The sequence below is a fragment of the Pseudomonas sp. HY7a-MNA-CIBAN-0227 genome, from assembly GCF_040310325.1.
Classification (GTDB): domain Bacteria; phylum Pseudomonadota; class Gammaproteobacteria; order Pseudomonadales; family Pseudomonadaceae; genus Aquipseudomonas.
Genome location: NZ_JBEOPT010000005.1, coordinates 138,774 through 157,878 on the forward strand (window position 1 = coordinate 138,774; position 19,105 = coordinate 157,878).

The 19,105-nt window shown below is 60.4% G+C and carries 23 protein-coding genes; 9 read left to right on the forward strand and 14 right to left on the reverse strand.

Going from position 1 to position 19,105, the window contains the following annotated elements:
- Positions 1 to 11: 11 nt before the first annotated feature.
- The 3 genes from rsmD to AAEZ06_RS10595 are packed head-to-tail and all read right to left on the reverse strand — an operon-like array spanning position 12 to position 3,464.
- Positions 12 to 626 carry a 16S rRNA (guanine(966)-N(2))-methyltransferase RsmD gene (gene rsmD, locus AAEZ06_RS10585; protein ID WP_149412224.1) on the reverse strand — a complete coding sequence of 205 codons (615 nt, stop codon included), beginning with the start codon at positions 624 to 626 and terminating at the stop codon, positions 12 to 14.
- Entirely contained in the window at positions 626 to 2,116 is a 1,491-nt protein-coding gene (locus AAEZ06_RS10590; protein ID WP_149412223.1) for a M16 family metallopeptidase, read from the reverse strand. Before AAEZ06_RS10590 ends, rsmD begins: the two co-directional genes overlap by 1 nt.
- Positions 2,109 to 3,464 (reverse strand): M16 family metallopeptidase, encoded by a 1,356-nt coding sequence (locus AAEZ06_RS10595; protein ID WP_133102455.1) that lies wholly within the window; start codon positions 3,462 to 3,464, stop codon positions 2,109 to 2,111. Before AAEZ06_RS10595 ends, AAEZ06_RS10590 begins: the two co-directional genes overlap by 8 nt.
- 353 nt (positions 3,465 to 3,817) lie before the next feature.
- Here AAEZ06_RS10595 and ftsY point away from each other — a divergent pair, with 353 nt between their 5' ends.
- The 4 genes from ftsY (at position 3,818) to rpoH (ending at position 7,937) form a co-directional block, all read left to right on the forward strand.
- On the forward strand, positions 3,818 to 5,263 hold the full coding sequence (ftsY, locus tag AAEZ06_RS10600; RefSeq protein ID WP_350614195.1) for a signal recognition particle-docking protein FtsY: 1,446 nt from the start codon (positions 3,818 to 3,820) through the stop codon (positions 5,261 to 5,263).
- Positions 5,260 to 5,931, forward strand: a complete 672-nt coding sequence (ftsE, locus tag AAEZ06_RS10605) for a cell division ATP-binding protein FtsE (protein ID WP_149412221.1) — start codon at positions 5,260 to 5,262, stop codon at positions 5,929 to 5,931. The genes ftsY and ftsE overlap by 4 nt, the downstream gene beginning before the upstream one ends.
- Positions 5,928 to 6,953 carry a permease-like cell division protein FtsX gene (gene ftsX, locus AAEZ06_RS10610; RefSeq protein WP_149412220.1) on the forward strand — a complete coding sequence of 342 codons (1,026 nt, stop codon included), beginning with the start codon at positions 5,928 to 5,930 and terminating at the stop codon, positions 6,951 to 6,953. The genes ftsE and ftsX overlap by 4 nt, the downstream gene beginning before the upstream one ends.
- Positions 6,954 to 7,082: 129 nt before the next feature.
- On the forward strand, positions 7,083 to 7,937 hold the full coding sequence (gene rpoH, locus AAEZ06_RS10615) for an RNA polymerase sigma factor RpoH (RefSeq protein ID WP_003176698.1): 855 nt from the start codon (positions 7,083 to 7,085) through the stop codon (positions 7,935 to 7,937).
- A gap of 69 nt (positions 7,938 to 8,006) precedes the next feature.
- Here rpoH and mtgA read toward each other — a convergent pair whose 3' ends face one another.
- Positions 8,007 to 8,729 carry a monofunctional biosynthetic peptidoglycan transglycosylase gene (mtgA, locus tag AAEZ06_RS10620; RefSeq protein WP_149412219.1) on the reverse strand — a complete coding sequence of 241 codons (723 nt, stop codon included), beginning with the start codon at positions 8,727 to 8,729 and terminating at the stop codon, positions 8,007 to 8,009.
- A gap of 74 nt (positions 8,730 to 8,803) precedes the next feature.
- Here mtgA and AAEZ06_RS10625 point away from each other — a divergent pair, with 74 nt between their 5' ends.
- From AAEZ06_RS10625 to trmB, 4 genes are all read left to right on the forward strand, one after another.
- The gene (locus tag AAEZ06_RS10625) at positions 8,804 to 9,184 is read left to right on the forward strand and encodes a DUF423 domain-containing protein (RefSeq protein ID WP_133102450.1); all 381 of its coding nucleotides are present in this window, start codon (positions 8,804 to 8,806) and stop codon (positions 9,182 to 9,184) included.
- A gap of 91 nt (positions 9,185 to 9,275) precedes the next feature.
- Entirely contained in the window at positions 9,276 to 9,476 is a 201-nt protein-coding gene (thiS, locus tag AAEZ06_RS10630) for a sulfur carrier protein ThiS (protein WP_178114366.1), read from the forward strand.
- A gap of 68 nt (positions 9,477 to 9,544) precedes the next feature.
- Positions 9,545 to 10,339 carry a thiazole synthase gene (locus AAEZ06_RS10635; RefSeq protein WP_149412217.1) on the forward strand — a complete coding sequence of 265 codons (795 nt, stop codon included), beginning with the start codon at positions 9,545 to 9,547 and terminating at the stop codon, positions 10,337 to 10,339.
- 9 nt (positions 10,340 to 10,348) lie between these two features.
- Positions 10,349 to 11,074, forward strand: coding sequence for a tRNA (guanosine(46)-N7)-methyltransferase TrmB (gene trmB, locus AAEZ06_RS10640; protein ID WP_149412216.1), 726 nt, complete (start codon positions 10,349 to 10,351; stop codon positions 11,072 to 11,074).
- Positions 11,075 to 11,153: 79 nt separating this feature from the next.
- On the opposite strand, the gene AAEZ06_RS10645 is transcribed toward trmB, so the two are convergent.
- The 10 genes from AAEZ06_RS10645 to AAEZ06_RS10690 all read right to left on the reverse strand — a co-directional run bounded on the left by AAEZ06_RS10645 (position 11,154) and on the right by AAEZ06_RS10690 (position 18,008).
- Positions 11,154 to 11,477 carry a DUF3392 domain-containing protein gene (locus tag AAEZ06_RS10645; RefSeq protein ID WP_133102446.1) on the reverse strand — a complete coding sequence of 108 codons (324 nt, stop codon included), beginning with the start codon at positions 11,475 to 11,477 and terminating at the stop codon, positions 11,154 to 11,156.
- Between the two features lie 18 nt (positions 11,478 to 11,495).
- A complete protein-coding gene (gene hemW / locus AAEZ06_RS10650; protein ID WP_149412215.1) occupies positions 11,496 to 12,698 on the reverse strand; it encodes a radical SAM family heme chaperone HemW in 1,203 nt (400 codons plus the stop codon).
- On the reverse strand, positions 12,695 to 13,291 hold the full coding sequence (gene rdgB / locus AAEZ06_RS10655) for an RdgB/HAM1 family non-canonical purine NTP pyrophosphatase (RefSeq protein WP_149412214.1): 597 nt from the start codon (positions 13,289 to 13,291) through the stop codon (positions 12,695 to 12,697). Before rdgB ends, hemW begins: the two co-directional genes overlap by 4 nt.
- Complete coding sequence (locus AAEZ06_RS10660; RefSeq protein ID WP_350614202.1) at positions 13,288 to 13,722, reverse strand: DUF4426 domain-containing protein; 435 nt, start codon at positions 13,720 to 13,722, stop codon at positions 13,288 to 13,290. Before AAEZ06_RS10660 ends, rdgB begins: the two co-directional genes overlap by 4 nt.
- 24 nt (positions 13,723 to 13,746) lie before the next feature.
- On the reverse strand, positions 13,747 to 14,367 hold the full coding sequence (gene metW / locus AAEZ06_RS10665; protein WP_133102442.1) for a methionine biosynthesis protein MetW: 621 nt from the start codon (positions 14,365 to 14,367) through the stop codon (positions 13,747 to 13,749).
- 7 nt (positions 14,368 to 14,374) lie between these two features.
- On the reverse strand, positions 14,375 to 15,514 hold the full coding sequence (metX, locus tag AAEZ06_RS10670; RefSeq protein WP_149412212.1) for a homoserine O-succinyltransferase MetX: 1,140 nt from the start codon (positions 15,512 to 15,514) through the stop codon (positions 14,375 to 14,377).
- A 62-nt stretch (positions 15,515 to 15,576) separates the two neighbouring features.
- Complete coding sequence (locus AAEZ06_RS10675) at positions 15,577 to 15,870, reverse strand: DUF167 domain-containing protein (protein WP_133102440.1); 294 nt, start codon at positions 15,868 to 15,870, stop codon at positions 15,577 to 15,579.
- Positions 15,870 to 16,460: a YggT family protein gene (locus AAEZ06_RS10680; protein WP_149412211.1), complete on the reverse strand. Its 591-nt coding sequence runs from the start codon at positions 16,458 to 16,460 to the stop codon at positions 15,870 to 15,872. Before AAEZ06_RS10680 ends, AAEZ06_RS10675 begins: the two co-directional genes overlap by 1 nt.
- A gap of 9 nt (positions 16,461 to 16,469) precedes the next feature.
- Positions 16,470 to 17,288: a pyrroline-5-carboxylate reductase gene (gene proC / locus AAEZ06_RS10685; protein WP_149412210.1), complete on the reverse strand. Its 819-nt coding sequence runs from the start codon at positions 17,286 to 17,288 to the stop codon at positions 16,470 to 16,472.
- Positions 17,289 to 17,321: 33 nt separating this feature from the next.
- On the reverse strand, positions 17,322 to 18,008 hold the full coding sequence (locus AAEZ06_RS10690) for a YggS family pyridoxal phosphate-dependent enzyme (protein WP_350614206.1): 687 nt from the start codon (positions 18,006 to 18,008) through the stop codon (positions 17,322 to 17,324).
- Between the two features lie 57 nt (positions 18,009 to 18,065).
- On the opposite strand from AAEZ06_RS10690, the gene AAEZ06_RS10695 reads away from it, so the two are divergent.
- A complete protein-coding gene (locus AAEZ06_RS10695; RefSeq protein WP_149412208.1) occupies positions 18,066 to 19,100 on the forward strand; it encodes a type IV pilus twitching motility protein PilT in 1,035 nt (344 codons plus the stop codon).
- Positions 19,101 to 19,105: the final 5 nt, after the last annotated feature.

Genomic DNA, 19,105 nt, shown 5'->3' on the forward strand with positions numbered 1-19,105 from the left:
CACCGTGCGTATTAAGCGCTCTCAGCCGTACGTTGCCACAACGCGTAATACACCCGCCCGGATCTTTGCTCCCGGTGCAGGCGCCAGGTGCCGGGCAGGCCGAGGGTAGACGGCGCGGTTTCGCTTTCGGTGTAGATCCAGGCGTTCTCGGCCAGCCACTGACGCTCTTCCAGTAGCGCGCAAACGGTCGGCAGCAGGTTCTGGTTGAACGGCGGGTCGAGGAACACCACGTCGAACTCACGAGCTTCCTGGGTTTCCAGGTAGCGCAGGGCATCGGCGGTCTGCACTTGCCCGGTGGTGCAGCGCAAGGTGCCCAGGTGCTCCTTGAGGCTGGCGACCGCTACGTTACTGGCGTCCAGCGCCTGGCCCAGGGCGGCGCCACGGGACAGGGACTCCAGGAACAGCGCGCCGCTGCCGGCAAACGGATCCAGCACCTTGGCGCCTGCAATATACGGCGCGAGCCAGTTGAACAAGGTTTCGCGCACGCGGTCCGGCGTCGGGCGCAGGCCTACTACGTCGGGGAAGCTCAGCTTGCGGCTGCCCCACTCTCCGCCGATGATGCGCAGTTGGCCCACACCGTTGTGGACGTTGTGGACAGGTTTTTTGGGACGCGATGGACTAGCCATTAATGCTCCGGAACCCCGAGCGGTTGCTCGGCAGGTTTATCAGTGGGGGGCGGTAGTGGCTTTTGCGCGGTGGTCGGGCCGGCGGTGACGATGACCATTTTGTCGCTGCTCAGGTGTTTATTCAGCGCGGTTTTGACTTGTTCTACCGTCAGGGCCTGGGACTGCTTCATGAAGTCTTCCAGGTAGTTGAGCGGCAGATTATAGAACCCCATGGCACCCAATTGCCCGACGATATCAGCGTTACTGGCGGTGGATAGCGGGAAGCTGCCGGCCAGTTCACGCTTGGCGTCGTCCAGTTCCTTTTGCGTCGGGCCGGTCTTGAGGTAATCGGCGAGGACTTCCTCGACCAGTCGCAAGGTGCCGCCGCTCATTTCGGCGCGGGTTTGCAGGTTGATCATGAACGGACCACGCACCTGCATCGGCGAGAAGCCAGAGTAAACGCCGTAGGTCAGGCCGCGTTTCTCGCGCACTTCACTCATCAAGCGGGTGCCGAAGCCACCACCACCGAGGATCTGGTTGCCCAGGGACAAGGCAGCGTAATCCGGGTCGGCGCGGTCGATGCCCAATTGGGCGAACAGCAAGTGTGTCTGTTTGGAGGGGAACTCAATGTGGCTGAGACCTGCCTTGGGGTCGACCGGTTGAGCGATTTTCGCCAGCGCCGGGCCCTTTGGCAGCGACGCGGACACCTTGGCGGCCATCGCTTCGGCGTCGGCACGGGACAAGTCGCCCACCACTGCAATCACCGCGTTGCCGGCGGCGTAGGCCTTGGCATGGAACTCACGCAGTTGTGCGAGGGTGATGGCAGGAACGCTCTGGGCGTTGCCTTCGCTCGGGTGCGCGTAGGGATGATCGCCATACAGGCGCTTGAACAGCTCGATACTCGCCAGTTTGGCGGGGTTCTGTTTCTGGTATTCGAAGCCGGCCAGCAACTGGTTTTTGATCCGCGCCAGGGAATCAGCAGGGAAGGTTGGTTTACCGATCACGTCATCAAACAGCGTCAGCGCGGCATCCCGTTTGTCGGCAGTACTTAGGCTGCGTAACGAAACCAGGGCCATGTCGCGGTAGGCGCCATTGCTGAAATCAGCGCCCAGGCCTTCAAAACCAGCGGCAATCTGGCCGACGTCCTTGCCCGGTACGCCTTCATTGAGCATGGCGTTGGTCAGCAGGGCCAGGCCTGGTGCATTGCCGTCCTGGCTACTGCCGGCGGCGAACAGAATGCGAATGTCGAACATCGGCAGTTCATGGGCTTCGACGAACAGCACCTTGGCGCCTTCGGCGGTGTTCCAGGTCTGTACGTTGAGCTGGCGGTTGGTCGGGTTCTTGCCGTCCAGTTCCGCCAGGGATTGCAGGGTGTTGGCAGCCTTGGCCTTTTCCAGCGCCTCACTGGCGACGGATTCGTCCGGGCGGCCGAAATACACCGCAACAGCGGCGACCAGGGTGACAACGATCAGGCCGGGAATAACCAAGCGGCTATTTTTGCGGTCACTCATGAGCGGTCTCCTCGGGCAAAACATGGGCGACGCTGAGACGTTCGCGGGTGAAATAGGTGCGGGCGGCTTTCTGGATGTCGTCGACGGTCACGCTTTGCAACTCGGCAAGCTCGGTGTCCATGAGCTTCCAGGACAGGCCGACGGTTTCCAGGGAGCCAATGGCCGTGGCCTGGCTGGTGATGGAGTCGCGCTCATAGACCACGCCGGCAATCACTTGGGCGCGGATACGCTCCAGCTCCTCAGCGGTCGGCGGTTTGGCCTTCAACTCATCCAGCAAGCGCCAGAGGCCGGCTTCGGCCTGGGCAACGGTCTTGTTCTTCTGCTGGTTCGGCGTGGCGCTGAGGGTGAACAGGCTGTCGCCGCGGGTGTAGGCGTCGTAGTTGGTCGAGGCGCCGGACACCAGTTCTTCGCCGCGCTCCAACTGTGTTGGGATGCGCGCGCTGTAGCCGCCGTCCAGCAACGCCGAGATCAGGCGCAGGGCGTTGACCGAGCGTTTGTCTTCGGCGGTGGCGATGCTTGGTACGTTGAACCCGAGGATCACGCTCGGCAGTTGGGTCTGCACATGCATGGTCAACAGGCGCTCGCCAGGCTCGGCCAGTTCCAGAGGGATTTTCGCCGGTGGCACGTCGCGTTTGGGAATTGGGCCGAAATAGCGTTGCGCCAGGGTTTTAACTTCATCCGGGGTCACGTCGCCGACCACCACCAGGGTGGCGTTGTTCGGCACGTACCAGGATTGGTACCAGTGGCGCAGCTCTTCGACCTTCATGCGATCCAGGTCAGCCATCCAGCCGATGGTTGGCGTGTGGTAGCCGCTGGCCGGGTAGGCCATCGCCTTGAAGCGCTCGTAGGCCTTGGACATCGGGTTGTCGTCGGTGCGCAGGCGGCGCTCTTCCTTGATTACCTCGATTTCGCGGCTGAACTCGTCGGCCGGCAGGCGCAGGGTGGCCATGCGGTCGGCTTCCAGTTCGAAGGCGACGCCCAGGCGGTCACGGGCCAGGACCTGGTAATAAGCGGTGTAGTCATCGCTGGTGAAGGCGTTTTCTTCGGCGCCGAGGTCGCGCAGGATCAACGATGCTTCACCGGGGCCGGTCTTGGAGCTGCCCTTGAACATCATGTGTTCCAGGGCGTGGGACAAACCGGTCTGGCCCGGGGTTTCATAGCTGGAACCGACTTTGTACCAAACCTGCGAAACCACCACTGGCGCACGATGGTCTTCGCGCACGACGACCTTGAGGCCGTTGTCCAGGGTGAACTCATGGGTGGGTTGTGGGTCGGCAGCCAAGGCTGAAAGGGGCAGACAAACTGTGCTGAGCAGCAGGCCTGCGGCGCGGCGGGCTAGAGCATTCATTCGTTTTTAAACCTGTTGGGCTGCCCGCTTGGTCTTAGCGTCGGCGGGCGAGGAGGTGCTAGGATACTGATCCGTTTTACTGGCGGCCACGGCTATAAGGCGCGAGGCATCCAAACCGTTTCGGATTCAGTCGTAGGAATAATGGAGTTGGCGGTAGTTTTCCCCGACGATCTTTGTTTTTTCGCCGATTTTATTGCTTAAGATCTATATTGAATCGATTTGTTGAGGCCGTGTTTACGCCTTACAAAATGTTGCGCATGAACAAGCTGGCTAAAAAACAGTCTGTTACGCATCGAATATTATTTACCGAAGCGCCACCTTGGCGCGTCGCTACCTTGAGATAGCCGTCCTCCATGTTTGGTTCCAACGACGACAAGAAGACCCCAGCTGCGGCTGGCGAGAAAAAAGGCCTGTTCGGATGGCTGCGCAAAAAGCCGCAGGAAACCGCCGTCGAACAGCCGCAAGTTCAGCCTGAGCCGATCCCTGAGCCGGTAGAAGCCGAGCCGATTGCCGAAACGCTGGTGCCGGTGGTGTTGCCCATGGCTGAGCCGGTATTGCAGCCGGTTGTTGAAGCCGTGCCGAAACCTGAGCCCGAGCCCGAGCCAGAGCACAAACCCTGGCTGGTCTTGCCGGTGGCGGAAGAGCCCGTAGCCTTGGTCGAAGACGAGCAGGCTGAACATGTGGTGCCGCCGATTCCGGCGTTGGAGCCCGTTCAGGTTGTGATTGAAGAGGTGCCGGTCGTTGAAGTGCCTGCCCTTGTTGTCGCCGAGCCTGCCCCTGTGCCAGTCGTCGCCCCAGTTGTGGTCGCGGCGCCAGCTGTCATCGAGCTCGCCGCCGATCCGGAGCCAGTCGCTGTCACCGTAGCCAGCAAAACCGGCTTCTTCGCCCGTCTGAAGCAAGGCCTGAGCAAAACCAGCGCGAGCATTGGCGAAGGCATGGCTAGCCTGTTCCTGGGCAAGAAAATCATTGATGACGAACTGCTCGAAGACATCGAAACCCGCCTGCTGACCGCCGACGTGGGCGTCGAAGCCACCGCCGTGATCATCCAGAGCCTGACCCAGAAGGTCGCGCGCAAGCAACTGACCGACGCGGATGCGCTCTACAAGTCGTTGCAGGCCGAGTTGACCGCTATGCTCAAACCGGTGGAACAACCACTGGTCATCACCCCGAACAAGCCGTTCGTGATCCTGGTGGTGGGCGTCAATGGCGCCGGCAAGACCACTACCATCGGCAAGCTGGCGAAGAAGCTGCAACTGGAAGGCAAGAAAGTCATGCTCGCCGCCGGTGACACCTTCCGCGCCGCCGCCGTGGAGCAACTGCAGGTCTGGGGTGAGCGCAACAAGATCCCGGTGATCGCCCAGCACACCGGTGCCGATTCGGCTTCTGTGATTTTCGATGCCGTGCAGGCTGCCAAGGCCCGCAACATTGATGTGCTGATTGCTGATACCGCCGGTCGCCTGCACACCAAAGATAATCTGATGGAAGAGTTGAAGAAGGTGCGCCGGGTCATGGGCAAGCTGGACGCTGACGCTCCCCATGAGGTTTTGCTGGTGCTGGATGCGGGTACTGGCCAGAACGCCATCAGCCAGGCCAAACAATTCCATCAGACGGTCCAACTGACTGGCCTGGCATTGACTAAGCTCGACGGCACGGCCAAGGGCGGCGTGATTTTCGCCCTGGCTAAACAATTCGGGCTGCCCATTCGTTATATCGGTGTTGGTGAAGGCATCGATGATCTGCGAACTTTTGAAGCCGAATCCTTTGTCCAGGCACTGTTTGCCGAGCGGGAGAGTTCATGATTCGTTTCGAACAAGTCGGTAAACGCTACGCTAACGGGCATGTCGGCTTGCATGAGCTGAGTTTTAGAGTGCGTCGCGGCGAATTCTTGTTCGTCACCGGTCATTCCGGTGCTGGCAAAAGTACCTTGTTGCGGTTGCTGCTGGCCATGGAGCGCCCAACCACTGGCAAGCTGCTGCTGGCGGGCCAGGACCTGGCGACCATCAGTAACTCGCAGATCCCGTTCTTGCGCCGTCAGATTGGCGTGGTGTTCCAGAATCACCAGTTGCTGTTTGATCGCACGGTGTTCAACAATATTGCCTTGCCGTTACAGATTCTCGGGCTGTCCAAGGCGGAAATCGTCAAGCGTGTGGATTCGGCCCTGGAGCGTGTGGCGCTGTCGGACAAGACCGATCTTTATCCCGGCGACCTGTCTACCGGCCAGCAGCAGCGCGTCGGCATCGCCCGCGCCATCGTCCATCGCCCGGCCTTGCTGCTCGCGGATGAGCCCACCGGTAACCTCGACCCACGTCTGGCAGCAGAAATCATGGGTGTTTTCGAAGACATCAACCGCCTGGGCACCAGTGTGCTGATCGCCAGTCACGACCTGGCGCTGATCGCCCGCATGCGCCATCGCATGCTGACCCTGCAACGCGGCCGCTTGATCGGTGACGGGGAGGCTGGCGTATGAGTGCTACACGCAGCCCTAAGGTTTCCGAACGTGTCGCGCCGAAACCGGCCGACCCGCAACCGCAGAAGAAAAAGAAACACGACGAGGACGACGGCCCAGACTTCAGCACCTTGCTGCATGCCTGGGTCGAAAACCACCGCGCCAGCCTGCTGGACAGCCTGCGCCGTCTGGGCAAGCAGCCGGTGGGTAGTTTTTTTACCTGCCTGGTGATGGCCGTAGCCTTGAGCCTGCCGATGGGTTTGTCGCTGCTGCTTAATAATGTCGAGCGCCTCGGCGGTTCCTGGCAGCGGGCGGCGCAGATTTCCCTGTACTTGCAATTGGACGCCAGTCCCGCTGAAGGCGAGGCTCTGCGCGAGCAGATCAAGAACATGCCGGGTGTGGCTGATGCCGAGTACATCAGCCGCGATCAGGCTCTGGAAGAGTTCCAGCAGCAAACCGGTTTGGGTGAGGCATTGAAAGAATTGCCGCAAAATCCGCTGCCGGGCGTGGTGCTGGTGACGCCTAATGAAGTCGACAAGCCGACCCTTGAAGCCTTGCGACAAAAACTGTCCGAGCTGCCCAAGGTGCAACAGGCGCAGCTTGATCTCGTCTGGGTCGAGCGCCTGGCGGCAATTCTCAAGCTGGGTGACCGGTTTGTCTTCGGTTTGACGGTGCTTTTGGTTTCTGCATTACTTTTGGTGATAGGTAATACCATTCGTCTTCATATTGAAAACCGTCGCACAGAGATAGAAGTGATTAAACTGGTCGGCGGCACGGACAGCTATGTGCGTCGTCCATTTCTGTATATGGGGGCGTTGTATGGCTTTGGTGCCGGGATTCTGTCCTGGGGCGTCCTTGCGTTTGGCCTGGATTGGCTGAACGATGCGGTGGTCGGCCTGGCTGGTTTGTACGGCAGCGATTTTGCGCTGGCCGGCGTGCCGGCAGCCGATGGTCTGTCGCTCTTGCTTGGCGCGGTATTGTTGGGGTATATCGGTGCTTGGATTGCGGTCGCACGGCATTTACGTGAGCTGGCACCGAAGTAGTTAATGTCAGATTAACGTGGTTTTGTTTGTATTGACCGTATCAGCGGTTTAGGGAACTTGTCCTACGGTTCCCGGTCAATTTTCGCAGTGCTGAACTGCACGAGTTATGTGAGTCGGAGGTTTTTTCGTATGACCACTTCTTTGCAACCTGCTTATGCCTTGGTCCCGGGTGCGAACCTGGAAGCTTATGTGCACACGGTCAACAGCATTCCATTGCTGACGCCCGAGCAGGAGCGTGAACTGGCCGAGAGTCTCTACTATGAGCAGGATTTGGGGGCGGCTCGGCAGATGGTGCTCGCCCACCTGCGTTTTGTTGTACATATTGCCCGTAGCTATAGCGGCTACGGCCTGGCCCAGGCTGACCTGATCCAGGAAGGCAACGTCGGCCTGATGAAGGCGGTAAAGCGCTTCAACCCTGAGATGGGTGTGCGTTTGGTGTCGTTTGCCGTGCACTGGATCAAGGCGGAAATCCACGAGTTCATCCTGCGCAACTGGCGCATCGTGAAAGTGGCGACCACCAAGGCCCAGCGCAAGCTGTTCTTCAACCTGCGCAGCCAGAAGAAACGCCTGGCGTGGCTGAATAACGAGGAAGTCCATCGCGTGGCGGAAAGCCTCGGTGTGGAGCCTCGGGAAGTGCGCGAGATGGAAAGTCGCTTGACCGGCCATGACATGGCCTTTGACCCGGCCGCGGAAGCGGACGACGACAGCGCCTTCCAATCGCCGGCCAACTACCTGGAAGACCACCGGTATGACCCGGCACGTCAACTGGAAGATGCCGACTGGAGCGATAACTCCAACCACAACCTGCACGAAGCACTGGAAGTGCTGGACGACCGCAGCCGTGACATCCTCTACCAGCGCTGGCTGGCAGAAGAAAAAGCCACGCTGCACGACTTGGCGCAGAAGTACAACGTGTCGGCCGAGCGGATTCGTCAGCTTGAGAAAAGCGCGATGAATAAGCTGAAACTGTCGATCGCCGCTTAAAACGCTGCGAAAGACATAAAAAATGCCCCGATCGAAAGATCGGGGCATTTTTTTTGGTGCTGGAAACAATCAGTCGGCCCATGGCGCCTTACGCGAATTGCTCAGTTCATTCAGGTAACTGTCGCCACCCAACTGACTCATCTGCTGGCGAATCCAGGCGGCCCGTCGGGCTACATAAGCAGTCGGATGACTGGCGCTCCAAACCCGTGGGTTAGGCAGCACCGCCGCCAGATAACTGGCCTGCTGACGGCTCAGGGACTTCGCGCTCACGCCAAAGTGATGCCGTGCCGCCGCCTCCGCGCCAAATACCCCTTCATCCCACTCCACGCTGTTGAGGTACACCTCAAGAATTCGCTGCTTGGGCCAAAGAGTCTCGATCAGCCCGGTAAACCACGCCTCCAGCCCCTTGCGCAGCCAACTGCGCCCGGCCCACAGGAACAAGTTCTTCGACACTTGCTGGCTCAAGGTGCTGGCACCGCGAAGCGAACCGCCGCGCTCGTTATGCAGCAAGGCGGCCTGGATCGCACCAAAATCAAAGCCCCAATGCTGGGGAAAGCGCTGATCCTCGCCAGCCATCACCGCTACTTTCAGATCCTCGGAGATTTCATCCCACGGCACCCAGCTGCGCTGCAGGTCAATGGGTTCGCCGTCGAACCAGGACTCGACCTTGCGCTCGACCATCAACGCGGTTCCCGGTGGCGGTACCGCGCGAAACAGCAGCACCAGCAAAACGCTGCCGATGGCAAACCATTTCACGGCTTTGAGGAAACGACTGAAGAGGAGACGCAGCATAGAGATGGCTTGGCCGAACCGTTTGAGCGGGCCATTATACAGACCCTGCCCAATGAGTCTGACTGGAGTTCCTCATGCTGCGTGGCTTTCTGTTACTGGCTGCCTTTTTTGGTTTCACCGGTGTCGCCCTTGGTGCGTTTGCCGCCCACGGCCTGAAAAACCGACTGAGCGCCGACTATCTGGCGATTTTCCACACCGGCGTGACCTACCAACTGGTACATACCCTGGCACTGTTCGGCGTGGCTCTGCTGGCCGCGCACATTCCCGGTCGGCTGGTCACCTGGGCGGGCATGTCGTTTGTCGTCGGCATCCTGCTGTTCTCCGGCAGCCTGTACCTGCTGACGCTGACCGGCATCAGCAAACTTGGGATCATTACGCCGTTCGGCGGCTTGGCGTTCCTGATTGGTTGGCTGTGCCTTGGCCTGGCTGCCTGGCGCTTGCAACTCTCGGCTTAAAGCTTGCCGCTTGCAGCTGACGAAGGGCCTTGGGTCGGCAAGGCCGATCGAGCTAGAATGCTGGCCCCTAAAAACGATGGCGGCCTGCGGCATGCGCATTCAGTTGAACGGCGAACCCTTTGAACTGCCCGACGGTGAAACCGTTGCGACCCTGCTGACCCGTCTGGACTTGACCGGACGCCGCGTCGCAGTGGAGCTCAATCAGGATATCGTCCTGCGTAGCCAGCACGCCGAGACCGCGCTCACCGAGGGTGACCAGGTCGAAGTGGTCCACGCTATCGGCGGCGGCTAGCCGTTCGCCCGGCGCGTAAGCGCGCCACCCCGCATTCTGCAGAACCTCACCCCAACAGAGGATTTCCCATGAGCATCGTTCGTAGCGACAAGCCCTTCGTCCTGGCCGGTCGTACCTACCAGTCGCGTTTGCTGGTAGGCACCGGCAAGTATCGCGACATGGAAGAAACCCGCCTGGCCATCGAAGCCTCGGGCGCCGAGATCGTCACGGTTGCCGTGCGCCGCACCAATATCGGCCAGAACCCGGGCGAACCGAACCTGTTGGATATCCTGCCGCCGGATCGCTACACCATCCTGCCGAACACCGCCGGTTGCTACGACGCTATCGAGGCCGTGCGCACTTGCCGCCTGGCCCGTGAACTGCTCGACGGCCACAACCTGGTGAAGCTGGAAGTCCTGGCCGACCAGAAAACCCTGTTTCCCAACGTGATCGAAACCCTCAAGGCCGCTGAAATCCTGGTCAAGGAAGGCTTCGACGTGATGGTCTACACCAGCGATGACCCGATCATCGCCCGTCAACTGGCGGAAATCGGCTGTATCGCCGTGATGCCGCTGGCTGGCCTGATCGGCACTGGCCTGGGGATCTGCAACCCTTACAACCTGCAGATCATCCTCGAAGAAGCCAAGATTCCTGTGCTGGTGGACGCCGGTGTCGGTACCGCCTCCGACGCCACCATCGCCATGGAGCTGGGCTGCGAAGCGGTGCTGATGAATTCGGCCATCGCCAACGCGCAGCAACCGATCATGATGGCGCAAGCCATGAAGCACGCCATTGTCGCCGGTCGCCTGGCGTACCTCGCCGGGCGTATGCCGAAAAAACTTTACGCCAGCGCCTCCTCGCCGCTGGATGGTCTGATCAAGTAAGAGCCATTGATGACTGAATCAAACGAAACGCCGAACCCTGTGGAAGAAGGCGAAGAGCGCCAGCACCGCCGCATCAAGAGCTTCGTGATGCGCGCTGGGCGCATGACTGAAGGCCAGCAAAAGGGCCTGGAGCAGGGCACGCCGCTGTTCGTCCTGCCCCTGGCCGACGCGCCGGTGGACTTCGACCAAGTGTTTGGCCGCTCGGCCCCGCGCTCCCTGGAAATCGGCTTCGGCATGGGCCACTCCCTGCTGGAAATGGCCGCGGCCTCGCCGGAACAGGACTTTATCGGTGTCGAAGTGCACCGTCCGGGTGTCGGTGCGCTGCTCAACGGCGTGCTCACCCAGGGCCTGACCAACCTGCGGGTCTACGACTGCGACGCCATTGAAGTGCTCAACCGTTGCATCGCTGACAATAGTCTCGACCGCCTGATGCTATTTTTCCCCGACCCATGGCACAAGAGCCGTCACCACAAGCGCCGCATCGTCCAGGCTTCCTTCGCGGAGCTGGTACGCAGCAAGCTCAAGGTCGGCGGCATCCTGCATATGGCCACCGACTGGGAACCGTACACCGAGTACATGCTGGAAGTCATGGACGTCGCCCCCGGCTACCGCAACCTGGCCGAAGACGGCAAATGCGTCCCGCGTCCGACCGAACGGCCGATCACCAAGTTCGAGCGTCGCGGCGAGCGACTGGGGCATGGGGTTTGGGATATGAAGTTCGAGAAGCTGTCTTAATCAGCTAGAAAGCTGAAATGCAATCAAATGTGGGAGCAGGCAAGCCAGCTCCCACATTTTTTTTGTGTTGGGTTTGAGGTCAGCGTCGATCCGCTACAACCCCAATCAACACCAGCACCACCAACAACACTGGCGCCAGGCTGTAGTTGTTGAACTGGCTCAGCCCCCGAACAATCCACGGTGTGGCGTAGATCAACGCGGCGCCACTGCCGATCATGCACACCAGGGCCATCAGCGGTACGCGCAACGCGCCTGCGATGCTGCCCATGCGGGCGTCGACCCAGCCCTTGATGTCGGCGCCAAACACCACCAGCAGGCAGCCGACGAGGGCCAGGGAGATTTCCGACAGGTTGCTGCGGCTCCAGCGGGATACGGTGGCGAGCAGGTCGAGTACCAAATCCATTCGATTTCCTTAGAGCTATCAGCTCAAAAACTTCTGCAGCAGGTCATTGAGAAAGAGTTGCCCGCGGTCGGTGGCCGCCAGGCGTGACGGTTCGACCTGCAATAAGCCACTTTGTTCTGCCTCGCGGCGGGCTTCACTGAGGCTGGCCAGGTCCAGGCCGGTGCGCTCGGTGTAGAGCCTGGCTTCGACGCCGTCGGTGAGGCGCAGGGCGTTCATCAGGAACTCGAACGGCAACTCATCATTGGTCAGTTCTTTCGAGCCGGCCTGGAAGTTCTTTGCCGGGTTGAGGTAGTCCTTGGGCAGGCGGGTTTTCCAGGTGCGCACGATGCGCCCGTCTGGATGGCTGAGCTTGCCGTGGGCGCCGGCGCCGATGCCGATAAAGTCGCCGAAACTCCAGTAATTGAGGTTGTGCCGCGCCGGCCGGCCCGTCTGGGCGTAGGCCGAGACTTCATACTGGGCGTAACCGTGTTCGGCCAGCAGGGCTTGGCCTGCCTCCTGGATATCCCACAAGGTGTCGTCTTCCGGCAGTGTCGGCGGCTGGTTCCAGAACACCGTGTTGGGTTCCAGGGTCAGTTGATACCACGACAGGTGTGTGGGCTTGAGGGCAATGGCCTGGCGCAGGTCGTCCAGGGCGTCATCCAGGGACTGATCGGGCAAGCCGTGCATCAGGTCCAGGTTGAAGTTGTCGAACCCTGCCTGACGCGCCATACCGGCGGCACGTATGGCTTCGTCACCATTGTGGATTCGGCCCAGGGCCTTGAGTTTTTCCTGCTGGAAGCTCTGGATGCCAATGGACAGTCGATTGATTCCCAGCTTGCGATAAGCCACGAACTTCTCTTGCTCGAAGGTTCCGGGATTGGCTTCCAGGGTAATCTCGATGTCGCAGGCAAACGGGATACGTTGTTCCACGCCCTTGAGCAGCCGGCCCAGCGCGGTTGCGCTGAACAGGCTGGGGGTGCCGCCGCCGAAGAAGATCGAACTCAGTTCGCGGCCGTAAACGGCGTGCAGGTCCTGATCAAGGTCAGCCAGCAAGGCATCGACGTACTCTTCTTCCGGCAACACGGGGCTGGCGGTGTGGGAGTTGAAGTCGCAATAGGGACATTTACGCACGCACCACGGGATGTGGATGTACAGCGCCAGGGGCGGCAGGTGAGGCAGGGCCGCCCGAGGTGTTTGCGCGCCACCGAGGATCAGTGGCTGCGCAGAGGTGTTCTGGATCATTTCAGGCCCAGACGCTGGCGCAGCAAATCCATTGCACGGGCGCGGTGGCTGATCTGGTTCTTGTCTGCCGGACTCAGCTCGGCACTTGAGCAGTCGCGCTCTGGTACCCAGAACAGCGGGTCATAACCAAAACCGTGGGCTCCGCTGGCTGTATGCAGGATACGCCCGTGCCACAGGCCTTCGCAGAGGATCGGCAACGGGTCGTCAGCGTGACGCACCAAGGCCAGCACACAGACGAACTGTGCGCCGCGCTCAGCGTCGGGCACGTGCTTGAGTACGTCCAGCAGCTTGGCGTTGTTCGCCGCATCGCCTTGGCCATCGGCATAACGGGCTGAATAAATGCCCGGCGCACCGCCAAGAAAGTCCACCGCCAGCCCCGAATCGTCTGCCAGGGCCGGCAGGCCCGAGATGCGCGAAGCATTGCGGGCCTTGAGGATGGCGTTCTCGACGAATGACAGGCCGGTCTCTTCCGGCTCGACGGTGCTGAACTCGCCAATCGAGCGCAGTTGCACCGACTCGCCGAGCATGGCCTGGAGTTCTTTGAGTTTGCCGGCGTTATGGCTGGCCAGTACGAGTTGCGTGAGGTTCATTATTCGGCCGGAAACAGTTCTTGGTTGAAACTGAAACCGTGGGCTTTGCCGCCGGTTTCAACGTTGATGGTAAAAACCCGGATTTCTTGCTGGGGCACCGGGTATTGGGCGAGGTAATAAATCGCCCCCTTTTCAGTAATCTGCTTGAAGCTCAGAGGCACGCTCTTGCCGCTCAACTCTTTGATCGTACCGCTGACCTGTGCGGTTAACGGAGTGCCGCCCTTGATCACAGAAACGTTGATCACGCCCTGCTGCTTGCTGCGCACCAGCTCAACCGCCTGGGCCACATCGGGTTGCAAAAAGGTGGAATTGAAGGTGCTGTAGTGAACGGTGATATCACCAAACACTTCCTTGCGCTCACCCTTGATAACATCGGCGGCCATGGCCGTGACGCTTAGGCACGCGGTGAGTAGAAAAACAGCCAGGCGACTCATGATCGTCCTCCTTAAATAGGGTTGTTAGATGGCAATCTGATGGTCTGTCAGGCCTGGACTGCTGACCCGGTAAATCCCGATCTCACCCAACAGATTAGGCCATAGCTTACTGGCCCACCCGTGGCGGTGCTGTTGGTCGACAGCAAGGCGGTTGATGACTTTGGCTTCGCGCTCACTGCACAGCGCTTCGAAATCCTCGAAGGTGCAGAAGTGGATGTTCGGCGTGTTGTACCAAGTGTACGGCAGGAAATCTGACACCGGCATCCGGCCCTTGCTGGCCAGGTACCAGCGGCAGCGCCAGTGGCCGAAATTGGGGAAGGTGATGATGCACTGGCGGCCTACCCGCAACATTTCGTCGAGAATCCGGTCCGGGTAGTGCACGGCTTGCAGGGCCTGAGTCATGACGACGATATCGAAACTGTTGCTGGCGAAGTTGCCCAGCCCCTTGTCCAGGTCCTGCTCGATGACGTTGATACCCTTGGCCACGCACTGGGCAATGTTGTCCGGGTCGTTTTCCAGGCCATAGCCGGTGACTTGCTTGTTGTCCCGCAGCCAGCTCAGCAGTTCGCCATCGCCGCAACCCAGGTCGAGCACGCGGCTGCCGGCGGGGATCCAGTCTTGGATAATTTCCAGGTCGGCTCTCATGGCGTTCTCACAGTTTTATGCGGTTCATGTAGTGGGTGAACGCTTGCAGGTAGCGCGGGATCGGGATCAGGAAGGCGTCGTGGCCCTGCGGTGCGTCGATCTCCAGGTAGCAGACGTCTTTCTTCGCAGCCATCAGTGCATCTACCAGCTCCCGCGAACGGGCCGGGGAGAAGCGCCAGTCGGTGGTGAACGACATTACGCAGAACTTGGATGTGGCATTGGCGAAGGTTTTCGCCAGGTCATCGTCGAAGTTCGCTGCCGGGTCGAAGTAGTCCAGGGCCTTGGTCATCAGCAGGTAGGTGTTGGCGTCGAAACGCCCGGAAAACTCTTCACCCTGATAGCGCAAGTAACTTTCGACCTGGAACTCGACGCTGTGGAAGTCGTAGTTGAGCTTCTCGCTCTTCAAGCCACGGCCGAATTTCTCGCCCATGGAGTCATCCGACAGGTAAGTGATGTGTCCCACCATCCGCGCCAGCATCAGCCCGCGCTTGGGGATCACGCCAGCTTCCTGGAACGAACCGCCATGGAACTCGGGGTCGGTGAGGATCGCCTGGCGTGCCACTTCGTTGAAGGCGATGTTCTGCGCCGACAACTTGGGCGCTGAGGCAATGGCCAGGCAATGGCGCACCCGATCCGGATAAGTGATGGTCCATTGCAGGGCTTGCATGCCGCCCAGGCTGCCGCCGATCACCGCTGCCCATTGGCCGATGCCCAGCAGATCAGCGAGGCGCGCCTGGCTGTGGACCCAATCTTCCACGGTCAGTACCGGGAAGTCGGCGCCGAACGGTCGGCCAGTCTCCGGATTGAGGCTGCTGGGGCCGGTTGAACCGTTGCAACCGCCGAGGTTGTTCAGGCTGACCACGAAGAACTTGTTGGTGTCGATAGGCTTGCCAGGGCCGATGCAGCTGTCCCACCAGCCGGGCTTGCGCTCGTCGACGTTGTGGAAACCGGCTGCGTGATGGTGGCCGGACAGGGCATGGCAGATCAGCACGGCGTTGCTGGCCGTGACGTTCAGTTCGCCATAGGTTTCGTAGATCAGGTCGTAGGCTGGCAGCGAACGGCCGCAGGCCAGGGCCAGCGGTTCGCTGAAGTGCGCCACTTGTGGCACGACCAGTCCAACAGAATCGGGGGGAAAGGCAGTTGGCATCGACCCTGCTCTCGTTTAAATGAGGCGTAAGTCTAAAGAGCGGGGGCCTCAGCGGCAAGCGATCAGGCCGGGCGCACCAACCCCGGTAAGTCAGGAAGCTTTTTAGGCGCCTTCAGCCGAACCCGTTTCTGCCGATTCAGCTCTCCGCTGATCAGGCTGACCTGGCTTTTAGGGATGCCAAAGGCCTTGCCCAGAAACGCCATCAGGTAGGCATTGGCCTTGCCCTCCACCGGCGGGGCGGTGAGGCGGATTTTCAGGCGTTCGCCGTGCAGGCCCGCGAACTCGTTGCTGCGGGCTGCAGGTTGCAGGTGACAATCCAGAATCAGATCGTCACCGTCCCAGCGGAAATAGCTCATCAGATAAGCAGGCGCAGGATGTCCGGCATTTGGGTCATGGCCGCCAGATTGTTGATCACCAGCATATCCAGCAGCTTGAGCGTCATGAAGGCGAGGATCGGCGAAATATCCAGGCCGCCCAGGTTCGGCAGAATCTTGCGGAACGGCGCCAGGGCAGGCTCGCAGATCTGGTTGACCAGTTCGGCGCCAGGGTTATGGCTGCCCGGTGCGACCCAGGACAGGATCACACTGATGATCAGGGCAAAGAAGAAGATCTTCAGAAACAGCGCGGTCACACCGATCAGGGACCAGGCCACCAACTGCAGGAAATTGCCGGTAGTGCCGTAGGTCAGCAGCAACGTCAGGGCCATCAACGCCAACTGCACCAGAATCGCCAGTACCAGCGAGGACATGTCCAGGCCGAACAGGCTCGGGATCACTCGGCGCAATGGCTTGAGCAGCGGCTGCGTAGCCTTCACGGCGAATTGGCAGAGCGGGTTGTAGAAGTTTGCCCGTACCAGTTGCAGGACAAAACGCAACAGCACGATCAGCAAGTACAGACTGCCGAGGGTTTGCAGCACGTAGACGGCTGCGGTGTTCAAACCAATCATGTTGGCTCCTTATTGACCTAGTTGTTCGGCCATCTCGGCCGAGCGGTGCGCGGCGGCGCCCAATGCTTTTTCCACCAGGGCTTCAAAGCCCCCGGCCTGGAACGATTCGATCGCAGCTTGTGTGGTACCACCCGGCGAGGTCACGCGATGGCGCAGTTCGGCGGCATCGACATCACTCGCCACCGCCATGTGCGCGGCGCCCAGCGCGGTTTGAAGGGTCAGTTGCTCGGCAGTTTCCCGAGGCAGGCCAAGCTTCACGCCGGCGGCGGTCATCGCTTCAATCAGCAGGAAGAAGTACGCAGGACCACTGCCGGATACGGCGGTGACGGCGTCCAGTTGTTGCTCTTGTTCCAGCCACAGGGCGATGCCGACAGCCGACAACAGCTCTTGCGCCTGATCACGTTGTGCCGCGTTAACTTCGCTGGTGGCATACAACCCGCTCACACCCTGACGCAGCAGCGCCGGGGTATTGGGCATGCAGCGCACAATCGGCTGGGCCCCGAGCCAGTTGTTCATGCTGGCACACGTGATGCCGGCGGCAATGGACACCACCAGTTGATGGGGTTTGAGGCTCGGGCGCAGGCTTTCGCACACGGCTTTCATGGCCTGTGGCTTGACCGCCAACACGATCACGTCGACGCCTTGAATGGCCTCGGCGTTGTCGGCGAAGACTTCGATGCCGTGTTCAGCGCTGACGCGGGCGCGGGTCTCGGCGCCGGGGTCGCTGGCGCGAATCCGGTCCGCTTCCAGGCCCTTGGCCCGCAGGCCGCCGATCAGGCTGGCCGCCATGTTACCAGCGCCGACAAAGGCAATACGCGTGTTGCTCATGACAGGTCCTTACTCAGATGGAAGTCAGCCATTTCACGGCTGGCCGTAGTCGCGGGCGCCAAACAGGGCGGTACCGATCCGCACCCAAGTGGCGCCTTGGGCGATGGCCGACTCAAGGTCGTGGCTCATGCCCATGGAAAGTGTGTCCAGTGGCAGGTTCAGGCTTGCTTGCAGATCGCGTACAGCTGAGAACGCGGCGTCCTGGGCTGCCCGATCTTCAGACGGTTCGGGAATCGCCATCAAACCGCGCAGCTTCAAGCGTGGCAGGGCGTTTATTGCTTCGGCCAGTGCCGGCAAATCTGCGGGTGTACAGCCGGATTTACTGTCTTCGCCACTGACGTTGACCTGAATGCAGATATTGAGCGGCGGCAGGTTGGCCGGACGTTGCTCGGACAGGCGTTGTGCGATTTTCAGGCGGTCCACGGAATGCACCCAAGCGAAATTCTCGGCGATCGCACGAGTCTTGTTCGATTGAATGGGGCCAATGAAGTGCCAACTCAAGGGTAGGTCGGTTAATTCCAGCTGTTTGCCGAGCGCTTCCTGCAGATAGTTCTCGCCAAAGTCGCACATCCCGGCGGCATAGGCTTCGCGCACGGCTTGCGCGGGTTTGGTCTTGCTGACGGCCAGCAGGTGGATGCTGTGTTCGTCGCGCTGTACGGCCTGGGCCGCCGCGCGGATCCGGTCACTAACCAGGCCGATGTTGTCTGCTATCGTCGACATTCAAGATGCGCCCGTGGATATGGAGTCCGCGGCATTCTACTGGAAATGGAAAGCCCTATGGATATCACTCAATTGCTGGCTGCAAGCGTCAGCCAGGGCGCGTCCGACCTGCATCTGTCGGCCGGGCTGGCGCCGATGGTGCGGGTCGATGGCGAGGTTCGTGCGCTCGACTGGCCGGTGCTGAGCTCTACGCAAGTTGCGGATCTGCTCAGCCCTTTACTCAACAAACACCAGCAAAAGGATTTCGAAATATCTCTTGAAACGGATTTCGCCTTCGAGTTGCCCGACGTGGGGCGCTTTCGGGTGAATGTCTTTCAGCAGCATCGGGGCGTTGGGGCGGTGTTCCGCACTATTGCGTCAAAGGTCCAGAGCCTGGAAAGCCTGGGGTTGGGCGAGGTGTTTCGGCGGATCGCCGATCTACCCAGGGGGCTGGTATTGGTCACCGGCCCTACCGGCTCCGGGAAATCCACCACCCTGGCGGCGATGATCGATTACCTCAACAACCACCGTCATCAACACATCCTTACCCTTGAAGACCCCATCGAATTTGTCCACCAGCCGAAAAACGCCCTGATCAACCAGCGGCAGATGCATCGCGATACCCATAGCTTTTCGACAGCCTTGCGCTCGGCACTGCGCGAAGACCCTGACGTCATCCTGGTGGGCGAGATGCGCGACCTGGAAACCATCCGCCTGGCGCTGACCGCGGCGGAAACCGGGCATTTGGTGTTTGGCACCCTGCACACCTCGTCGGCGGCGAAAACCGTGGACCGGGTGGTGGATGTGTTTCCGGGCGGGGAAAAGGCCATGGTCCGCTCAATGCTCTCGGAGTCATTGCAGGCGGTGGTGTCACAAGTGTTGATCAAGAAGATCGGCGGCGGACGGGTGGCGGCCCATGAAATCATGCTCGGCACACCGGCGATCCGTAACCTGATCCGCGAGGACAAGGGGGCGCAGCTGTATTCGGCGATTCAGACGGGTGGGACGTTGGGAATGAAGACGTTGGACATGAGCTTGAAGGCTTTGGTCAGCCAGGGTCTGATCCGTCGCGAGGATGCGCGGGAGAAGGCGAGGGTGCCTGGGGAACTGTAGGAGCG

Excerpts from the sequence above, each read along its gene's own strand:
- rsmD (WP_149412224.1), bottom strand. The coding sequence starts at position 626 with ATGGCTAGTCCATCGCGTCCCAAAAAACCTGTCCACAACGTCCACAAC.
- AAEZ06_RS10590 (WP_149412223.1), bottom strand. The coding sequence starts at position 2,116 with ATGAGTGACCGCAAAAATAGCCGCTTGGTTATTCCCGGCCTGATCGTT.
- AAEZ06_RS10595 (WP_133102455.1), bottom strand. The coding sequence starts at position 3,464 with ATGAATGCTCTAGCCCGCCGCGCCGCAGGCCTGCTGCTCAGCACAGTT.
- ftsY (WP_350614195.1), top strand. The coding sequence starts at position 3,818 with ATGTTTGGTTCCAACGACGACAAGAAGACCCCAGCTGCGGCTGGCGAG.
- ftsE (WP_149412221.1), top strand. The coding sequence starts at position 5,260 with ATGATTCGTTTCGAACAAGTCGGTAAACGCTACGCTAACGGGCATGTC.
- ftsX (WP_149412220.1), top strand. The coding sequence starts at position 5,928 with ATGAGTGCTACACGCAGCCCTAAGGTTTCCGAACGTGTCGCGCCGAAA.
- rpoH (WP_003176698.1), top strand. The coding sequence starts at position 7,083 with ATGACCACTTCTTTGCAACCTGCTTATGCCTTGGTCCCGGGTGCGAAC.
- mtgA (WP_149412219.1), bottom strand. The coding sequence starts at position 8,729 with ATGCTGCGTCTCCTCTTCAGTCGTTTCCTCAAAGCCGTGAAATGGTTT.
- AAEZ06_RS10625 (WP_133102450.1), top strand. The coding sequence starts at position 8,804 with ATGCTGCGTGGCTTTCTGTTACTGGCTGCCTTTTTTGGTTTCACCGGT.
- thiS (WP_178114366.1), top strand. The coding sequence starts at position 9,276 with ATGCGCATTCAGTTGAACGGCGAACCCTTTGAACTGCCCGACGGTGAA.
- AAEZ06_RS10635 (WP_149412217.1), top strand. The coding sequence starts at position 9,545 with ATGAGCATCGTTCGTAGCGACAAGCCCTTCGTCCTGGCCGGTCGTACC.
- trmB (WP_149412216.1), top strand. The coding sequence starts at position 10,349 with ATGACTGAATCAAACGAAACGCCGAACCCTGTGGAAGAAGGCGAAGAG.
- AAEZ06_RS10645 (WP_133102446.1), bottom strand. The coding sequence starts at position 11,477 with ATGGATTTGGTACTCGACCTGCTCGCCACCGTATCCCGCTGGAGCCGC.
- hemW (WP_149412215.1), bottom strand. The coding sequence starts at position 12,698 with ATGATCCAGAACACCTCTGCGCAGCCACTGATCCTCGGTGGCGCGCAA.
- AAEZ06_RS10660 (WP_350614202.1), bottom strand. The coding sequence starts at position 13,722 with ATGAGTCGCCTGGCTGTTTTTCTACTCACCGCGTGCCTAAGCGTCACG.
- metW (WP_133102442.1), bottom strand. The coding sequence starts at position 14,367 with ATGAGAGCCGACCTGGAAATTATCCAAGACTGGATCCCCGCCGGCAGC.
- metX (WP_149412212.1), bottom strand. The coding sequence starts at position 15,514 with ATGCCAACTGCCTTTCCCCCCGATTCTGTTGGACTGGTCGTGCCACAA.
- AAEZ06_RS10675 (WP_133102440.1), bottom strand. The coding sequence starts at position 15,870 with ATGAGCTATTTCCGCTGGGACGGTGACGATCTGATTCTGGATTGTCAC.
- AAEZ06_RS10680 (WP_149412211.1), bottom strand. The coding sequence starts at position 16,460 with ATGATTGGTTTGAACACCGCAGCCGTCTACGTGCTGCAAACCCTCGGC.
- proC (WP_149412210.1), bottom strand. The coding sequence starts at position 17,288 with ATGAGCAACACGCGTATTGCCTTTGTCGGCGCTGGTAACATGGCGGCC.
- AAEZ06_RS10690 (WP_350614206.1), bottom strand. The coding sequence starts at position 18,008 with ATGTCGACGATAGCAGACAACATCGGCCTGGTTAGTGACCGGATCCGC.
- AAEZ06_RS10695 (WP_149412208.1), top strand. The coding sequence starts at position 18,066 with ATGGATATCACTCAATTGCTGGCTGCAAGCGTCAGCCAGGGCGCGTCC.